The organism is Sphingobium sp. (assembly GCF_035511395.1).
Taxonomy (GTDB): domain Bacteria; phylum Pseudomonadota; class Alphaproteobacteria; order Sphingomonadales; family Sphingomonadaceae; genus Sphingobium.
The window spans coordinates 1-7,149 of record NZ_DATKFP010000278.1 but is presented as its reverse complement, the minus strand read 5'-3'; the positions used below and the strand labels follow the sequence as shown (position 1 = coordinate 7,149).

Annotated in this window: 7 protein-coding genes; all 7 read left to right on the top strand. The window is 64.8% G+C overall.

Annotation, left to right across the window (positions count from 1 at the left end; translation table 11 throughout):
* A partial coding sequence (locus tag VMR39_RS19215; protein WP_325418055.1) for an A24 family peptidase occupies positions 1 to 379 on the top strand: 379 nt, incomplete at its 5' end.
* Positions 380 to 430: 51 nt separating this feature from the next.
* The gene (gene cpaB, locus VMR39_RS19210) at positions 431 to 1,444 is read left to right on the top strand and encodes a Flp pilus assembly protein CpaB (RefSeq protein WP_325418053.1); all 1,014 of its coding nucleotides are present in this window, start codon (positions 431 to 433) and stop codon (positions 1,442 to 1,444) included.
* Between the two features lies 1 nt (position 1,445).
* On the top strand, positions 1,446 to 2,906 hold the full coding sequence (locus VMR39_RS19205) for a type II and III secretion system protein family protein (protein WP_325418051.1): 1,461 nt from the start codon (positions 1,446 to 1,448) through the stop codon (positions 2,904 to 2,906).
* Between the two features lie 16 nt (positions 2,907 to 2,922).
* Positions 2,923 to 3,582, top strand: coding sequence for a CpaD family pilus assembly protein (locus tag VMR39_RS19200; protein WP_325418049.1), 660 nt, complete (start codon positions 2,923 to 2,925; stop codon positions 3,580 to 3,582).
* 1 nt (position 3,583) lies between these two features.
* On the top strand, positions 3,584 to 4,861 hold the full coding sequence (locus VMR39_RS19195; protein ID WP_325418047.1) for a pilus assembly protein CpaE: 1,278 nt from the start codon (positions 3,584 to 3,586) through the stop codon (positions 4,859 to 4,861).
* Between the two features lie 48 nt (positions 4,862 to 4,909).
* A complete protein-coding gene (locus VMR39_RS19190; protein WP_325418045.1) occupies positions 4,910 to 5,908 on the top strand; it encodes a type II secretion system F family protein in 999 nt (332 codons plus the stop codon).
* 18 nt (positions 5,909 to 5,926) lie between these two features.
* The gene (locus VMR39_RS19185; RefSeq protein WP_325418043.1) at positions 5,927 to 6,916 is read left to right on the top strand and encodes a type II secretion system F family protein; all 990 of its coding nucleotides are present in this window, start codon (positions 5,927 to 5,929) and stop codon (positions 6,914 to 6,916) included.
* Positions 6,917 to 7,149 lie beyond the last annotated feature (233 nt).

The following is a 7,149-nucleotide window of genomic DNA, read 5'->3' as shown; positions in this document are numbered from 1 at the left end:
GAACCGATTGAACCTGGCGGTGGCGCTGCTGGCGCCGTTGTGGTGGCTGGCCTGGGGACTGGAGCCGTGGCCCGGCATGGCGGTGCAACTGCTCGCCGGCCTGCTGGTCTTCATCATATTCGCAGCTCTGTTCGCGATCGGCATGATGGGTGGGGGCGACGTCAAGTTGCTGGGCGCGCTTGCGCTCTGGTTTCCGTGGCAGGTGACGATCAGCCTGATCGTGCTGATGGCACTGCTGGGCGGCGGGGTAACACTCGTCACCGTGCTACACCATCGCTGGGCCAAAAAGCCCGGCCAGCCGGAGATCCCCTATGGCGTCGCCATCTCGATCGCAGCCCTGTGGATGCTTGGCGAACGATATCTTAACCAATTTGCGTGATGGTTGGGGCACTGGGGGCAGTGCACCCGCTTGAGGGAGGCGAATTTCGTCATGGATGCCAAGAAGATCGTGCTGCTGGTAGGCGCGCTGATCATAGCCGTTACTACCGCCCTGCTTGCGCGGAGCATGTTGAGTTCGTCCAGTGCGCCACAGGTCAACGCCGCAGCCATGCCGGCCGACGCCGACCTGCCGCATGTACTGGTCGCCACCAAGGCGCTGCCCGTGGGCACCATCCTTGACGCGGAAAGCTTCCGCTTCCAGCCTTGGCCCAAGGATCTGATCGAACAGGCCTATTATCTCCAGGGTCAGGCCGATCCCGCCAAGCTGGCCGGCAGCGTCGTGCGCACCGCCATCTCTGCGGGCCAGCCGATGACGCAGGGCGCGCTGGTGAAGCCGGGTGATCGCGGATTCCTGGCCGCCGCCCTTGGCCCCGGCCTGCGCGCCGTGACGGTTCCGGTATCGGCGCAAAGCTCGGTCGCGGGCTTCGTCTTCCCCGGCGATCGCATCGACCTCGTCCTGACGCAGAGCGTCACCGGCGGTGGCGACGGCGATCCGCTGAAGGTGTCGGAAACCATCCTGCGCAACCTGCGCGTACTCGCCACGGACCAGCGCATGGACGCCATGGGCCCGGACGGCAAGCCGGTGGTCCAGACCTATTCCAACGTAACGATCGAAGTGACGCCCAAGATCGCCGAAAAGATCGCGGTCGCCCAGACGATCGGTTCGCTGTCCATGTCGCTGCGCTCGATCGCCGACAATGCGTCCGAACTCGACGCAGCCATTGCCGGCACCGATGTCGACCTGCCCGCCGGCGCCAGCCCGAACGCCGAGAAGGCGATCCTGACCAAGCTGGCCGCGCGCCCGGTCGATCGCGGTTCCACCTACTCCACCGGCGCCGACGTGTCGCGCTACCAGCGCAGTTCGGTCCCGGCCAAGGCGGATGCACCGGTTTCGGCGATGGCCAGCGCCAATGGCGCGCCGGTCGGAACGGTCGCCTTTCAGGGGCCTGTCATCCGCATCGCTCGCGGCACCAGCGTGACCGAAGTTCCGGTCGGGGGGAAGTAAGATGAAGAGCTTGCACCATCGCGCCAAGCGCGCCGCCGCTCCCGCCATCGCGCTGGGCCTGGCCGTCGCGACGATCGCAGCGCCGACCACAGCGCTCAACGCCGCCCCCTCCGGCGCGCAGGACAATGCGATCCTGATGTCGGTGGGCGGTAGCCGGGTGGTCAACCTGCCGGCGAAGATGTCGGACGTGGTGATCGCCAATCCCGACGTGGTCGACGTTCATGTCCGGTCGCAGAACCAGCTCTATCTGATCGCGAAGAAGGCCGGCGAAACCACTGTCTTCGTCACCGCCCCCAATGGCAAGGTGCTGTTTTCCGGCAATGTCCGTGTCGGCAACAACATCACCAGCATCGACGACATGCTGCGGCTCGCCATGCCGGAAGCCAATATCGCCGTGAACAACATGAACGGCATGGTCCTGCTGACCGGTACGATCAAGGCGCCGGAGGACGCGGCCGAGGTCGAACGACTGACCCAGGCCTTCGTCGGCAAGGACGTGACAGTCGTCAGCCGCCTGCGCATGGCGACCCCGCTTCAGGTGATGTTGCAGGTCAGGATCGCCGAAGTCAGCAAGGATGTCGGCCACAAGATCGGCACCAACTTTTCCAGTATTGACCGGAGCGGCGGCAGCACGGCCGGCTTTATCGGTGGTGGAACACGCGATTTCGTTGAGTTCAATGCGAATGGCGGCGGCACGTTCACCACGCCTATCGACGGCGGCTACAGTCTGGGCGGCGTGGCCCGCATCCTGGGCCTGGACATTGCCGGCGCGCTCGACCTTGCCGAATCCAGCGGTCTTGCGACCACATTGGCCCAGCCGAACCTGACCTCGTTGTCGGGCGAGACGGCCAGTTTCCTGGCAGGCGGCGAATATCCCTACACGGTCAATAACGGGCCTTCGTCGGGCAACAGTATCGAATTCAAGCAATATGGCGTGCAACTGGCCTTCACGCCGACGGTGCTGGCGGACGGCCGCATCTCGCTGCGCGTCCGGCCGACCGTCTCCAGCCTCGACTTCTCGGTCGATGCCTCCGTGCCCGCGCTTCGCAGCCGCACGGCGGAAACGACCGTGGAACTGGGATCGGGCCAGGCCTTCATGATCGCGGGCCTGCTCAACAGCGACACGTCGAACAGCATCAGCAAGGTGCCGGGCCTCGGCAACCTGCCGATACTTGGTAGCCTGTTCAAGTCGCGCAATTTCCAGCGCCACGAAACCGAACTGGTGATCGTCGTCACGCCCTATCTGGTGAAGCCGATGAATGCGTCCGACGTGCGCCTGCCGACCGACGGCTTCCGCAACGCCAATCAGGGCCAGGGCCTGTTCCTGCAACAGAATCATGACGGAGTAAGCGGCGCACGCGCTGCGATGCCGAGCCGCGCCCCAGGGTCCACCGCCGTTACTCCGGCGGCGCCTGCAACAACCGGCAAGGACGCCAACGCCTCTCCCGGCTTCAGCTTCTGACGGAAGGACGACTGACATGATTTCCAAGATCCAGACACGTCTGTCCATCAAGACCCTCGCTGCCGTCGCCCTGCTGGCGATGCCTTTGGCCGGCTGCGTGTCCGACAGCCCCAATCGAAGCGTGGAATCGATCCACCAGCCGGTGGTCAGCTATGCCGCCTACACGTTCGACGTGCAGACCGGAGCGGGCGATGTGCTGACGCCCGGCGAGGCTGGTCGGCTCGAAGACTGGTTCAGCTCGATCAAGCTGGGCTATGGCGACCAGGTGGCGATCGTCGCCGATGGCTATACCGGTCCGGCGTTGCGCGAGGAGATTGCCAATGTCGTGGCGCGCCATGGCCTGCTGGTGGGCGAGGACAGTTCCGCCGCCGCCGGCACTGCGCCGCAGGGCGCCGTCCGACTGATCGTGCGCCGCTCCAGCGCCAGCGTGCCCGGTTGCCCCGACTGGAGCGCCAAGCAGGAAACCGAGATGACGATGGGCGCATCGTCCAACTATGGCTGCGGCGTGAACGGCAATCTGGCCGCGATGATCGCCAACCCGGAAGATCTGGTCCGTGGCCAGAGCACGGATAGCGACCTGCGCACCGCCACGTCGAACCGCGCCATTTCCACCTATCGCGACAAGGCGCCGACGGGCGCCGGCGACCTCAAGCAGATCACGGCGGGAGCCCAGTAAGATGAACGCACCCTGGAAACCCGGCGCCGGCCTGCGCGATCCCTTCCACGCCTTCGTCTGCGACGATTACAGCTTCGACCTGCTGCGCAGCGTCGCGGCCGAAATGGGCTGGGCACCGGAAAAGGTGAACAAGGGCGGCATGCGCAATGCAGTGCAGAGCCTGTCGATCACCGCATCGCCGCAGATCCTGTTCATCGACATGTCCGAAAGCGGCGATCCGCTGAACGACATCAACAGCCTGGCCGAGGTCTGCGAACCCGGCACGGTGGTGATCGCCGCCGGCCAGGTCAATGACGTCCGTCTCTATCGCGACCTCGTCGCCAGCGGCATCCAGGATTATCTGCTCAAGCCCTTCGGCGCCGACCAGTTGCGCGATGCACTGGCGCAGGCGCAGGCGGTCTTCATGGCGCCGCGCGACGCCGGTCCGGAACGGCCGCACGTCACCATGGCGGTGGTCGGCACACGCGGCGGCGTGGGCGCCTCCAGCGTCGCGACCTCGCTCGCCTGGATGCTGTCGGACAAGAAGAAGCGGCCGACTGCCCTGCTCGACCTCGACGTCCATTTCGGCACCAATGCGCTTGCGATGGACCTGGAGCCGGGTCGCGGCCTGACCGACGCGATCGAAAATCCCAGTCGCATCGACGGGCTGTTCATCGAGCGTGCGATGGTGCGGGCCAGCGACACGCTGGCGATCCTTTCGGCCGAAGCCCCGATCAGCCAGCCGATGCTGACGGATGGCGGCGCCTTCTATCAACTGCTGGAAGAATTTCGCGCGGCGTTCGAATGCAGCGTCATCGACCTGCCGCGCACCATGCTGATCCAGCACCCGCATCTGATGGGCGACGTCAATGTGACTCTGGTCGTGACGGAACTGACGCTGGCGTCGGCGCGCGACACGATTCGTATCCTGTCCTGGCTCAAGACCAACGCGCCCCATTCGCGCGTGGTGGTGGTCGCCAACCGCGTCCATCCCGGATCGCCCGAAATCAGCCGCAAGGATTTCGAGCAGTCGATCGAGCGCAAGGTGGATGTACTGATCCCCTTCGACCTGCGCGTTGCATCACAGGCGGCGAAGCTGGGCAAGACGCTGGCCGAAGCCGCCAAGGGCAGCAAGGTCGGTGCGGCCTGCGCGGCGATGCTCGACGAAACGCTGGGCGCGGCGGATGCCAATGACGCCGGCGACGGCAAGCCGGCGGCGAAGAAGGGCGATTCCCTGCTCGGCAAGATCGACTTCAAGAGCATGATCCCCTCGCGCCGCAAGGCGGCCGTGGAAGACTGACGGGCGCGCCGCTGCGGCGGCGCTGCCAGATGAAGGACGGGCGAAGAGATGGACGGCAATATCCTGTTGATCACGGTGCTGGTGGTGACGATGCTGGGCCTCGCCCTCGTCGCCTTCGCCGGCCCGTCACCGGACAAGGCGCGCAAGCGTCGCGTCGCCACCATCCGCGGTCGCCACAGCGATTCCGCCGAGGCGATGATGGAAGCGCGTATGCGCAAGGCCATCTCCAACCGACCCACCGGCACCGAGGCGAAGATGCTGGTGTCGCTCATCCCCAATCCGGACAATCTTGCCAAGCGCATCAAGATGACGGGCAGGAAGTGGACGCTCAGCCAGTATATGACGGCCTGCGCCGTCATTTTCCTGTTGATCACAGCGCTGCTGACGCTGCGCGGCTTCCCGTTCCTGTTCGCATTCATGGTCGGTCTCGCAGCGGGCCTCGGCCTGCCACACTGGTGGATCGGGCAGTTGATCAAGAAGCGGATCAGCCAGTTCACCGCCAAATTTCCTGATGCGCTCGAACTGCTGACGCGCGGCCTGCGTTCGGGCCTTCCGATCGCCGAGACTCTGGGTATCGTTTCAAGCGAGATTCCTGGCCCGGTGGGCGAGGAATTCAAGCTGATCACCGAACGCATCAAGATCGGCCGGACCATGGATCAGGCGCTTCAGGAAACCGCCGACCGTTTGGGCACGCCCGAATTCCAGTTCTTCGTCATTACGCTCGCGATCCAGCGGGAAACCGGCGGCAACCTGGCCGAAACCCTGTCGAACCTTGCCACGGTGCTTCGCCAGCGCGCACAGATGAAGCTCAAGATCCGCGCGATGTCGTCGGAATCCAAGGCGTCCGCCTATATCATCGGCGTCCTGCCCTTCCTGGTGTTCGGCATGATCTGTTACATCAACTATAACTATATGGCGCCCTTCTTCACGCCCGATCCGGCGGGCATTTTCGGCCTGTCGACGATGCAGGTGGTCGGGATCGGCGGCATGTGCTGGATGGCGATCGGCGCTTTCATCATGGCCCAGATGGTCAATTTCGAGATTTGAAGAGGGAGCGATAGCATCATGGACGCCCCCACCCCCGCCGGCACGCTGTTCGGCCTGACCGCCACCGATTTCGGCACGCTGCTGGCGGGCCTTGCGACTTTGGCCGTGCTCTTTGCCCTATATGCGGTGATGACGGTGCGCGACCCGATGGCCAAGCGCGTCAAGGCGCTCAACGAACGGCGCGAACAGCTCAAGGCCGGCATCACCGCCTCGACCGCCAAGCGCCGCGCCAAGCTGGTGCAGAAGAACCAGACGACGGACCATATGCGGTCCTTCCTGTCGAGCCTGAAGGTGTTGCAGGACGACCAGTTGAAGGACGCGCAGATCCGCCTGGCGCAGGCCGGCATCCGGTCCAAGGATCTGGCCGTCGCGGTGATCTTTGGCCGCATGATCCTGCCGATCTTCATCGGCGGCGCAGCCGCGATCCTGCTTTACGTCGTCGGCATCGAGCCCGAATGGGGTCCGATGAAGCGGTTCTTCGCCTTCGCCATCGCGCTGCTGCTGGCCTACAAGGCGCCCGACATCTATATCGACAATAAGGTACAGAAGCGGTCGGCCGCGATCCGCAAGGGGCTGCCCGACGCGCTCGACCTGCTGGTCATCTGCGCCGAGGCGGGTCTGACCGTCGATGCGGCCTTCAATCGTGTCGCCCGCGAACTGGGCAAGGCCTATCCCGAACTGGGCGACGAGTTCCAGCTGACAGCGATCGAACTCAGCTTCCTGACCGATCGCCGCATGGCCTTCGAGAATCTAGCTACCCGCGTGAAGCTGGATGCGGTCAAGGGCGTGGTCACGACCATGATCCAGACCGAGAAATATGGCACGCCGCTGGCTTCGGCGCTGCGTGTCCTGTCGGCCGAGTTCCGTCACGAGCGCATGATGCGCGCCGAGGAAAAGGCGGCGCGCCTGCCCGCAATCATGACCGTACCGCTGATTCTCTTCATCCTGCCGACCCTGTTCGTCGTCATTCTGGGTCCAGCGGCCTGCTCGATCAGCGGCGCCTTCTAAAAAATTGCGAAAGTCGGCGGGCGTTGCCGTAGCGTCGCCCGCTTAACCGCCCGCTCCGCCTCAAAATCGCGGTAGCGGGCCGCTTTTTTCCTGCTTATCCCGGACAATAACAAGAAGGAGTGGATCGCATGAAGTCGGCAGCCATAGCCATTGCAACCCTGACCGCGGCCCTCGCCGCACTGCCGGCGCAAGCTGCGCAGCCCGTCGCCGGCCGCTGGGCCACGGTGGACGGC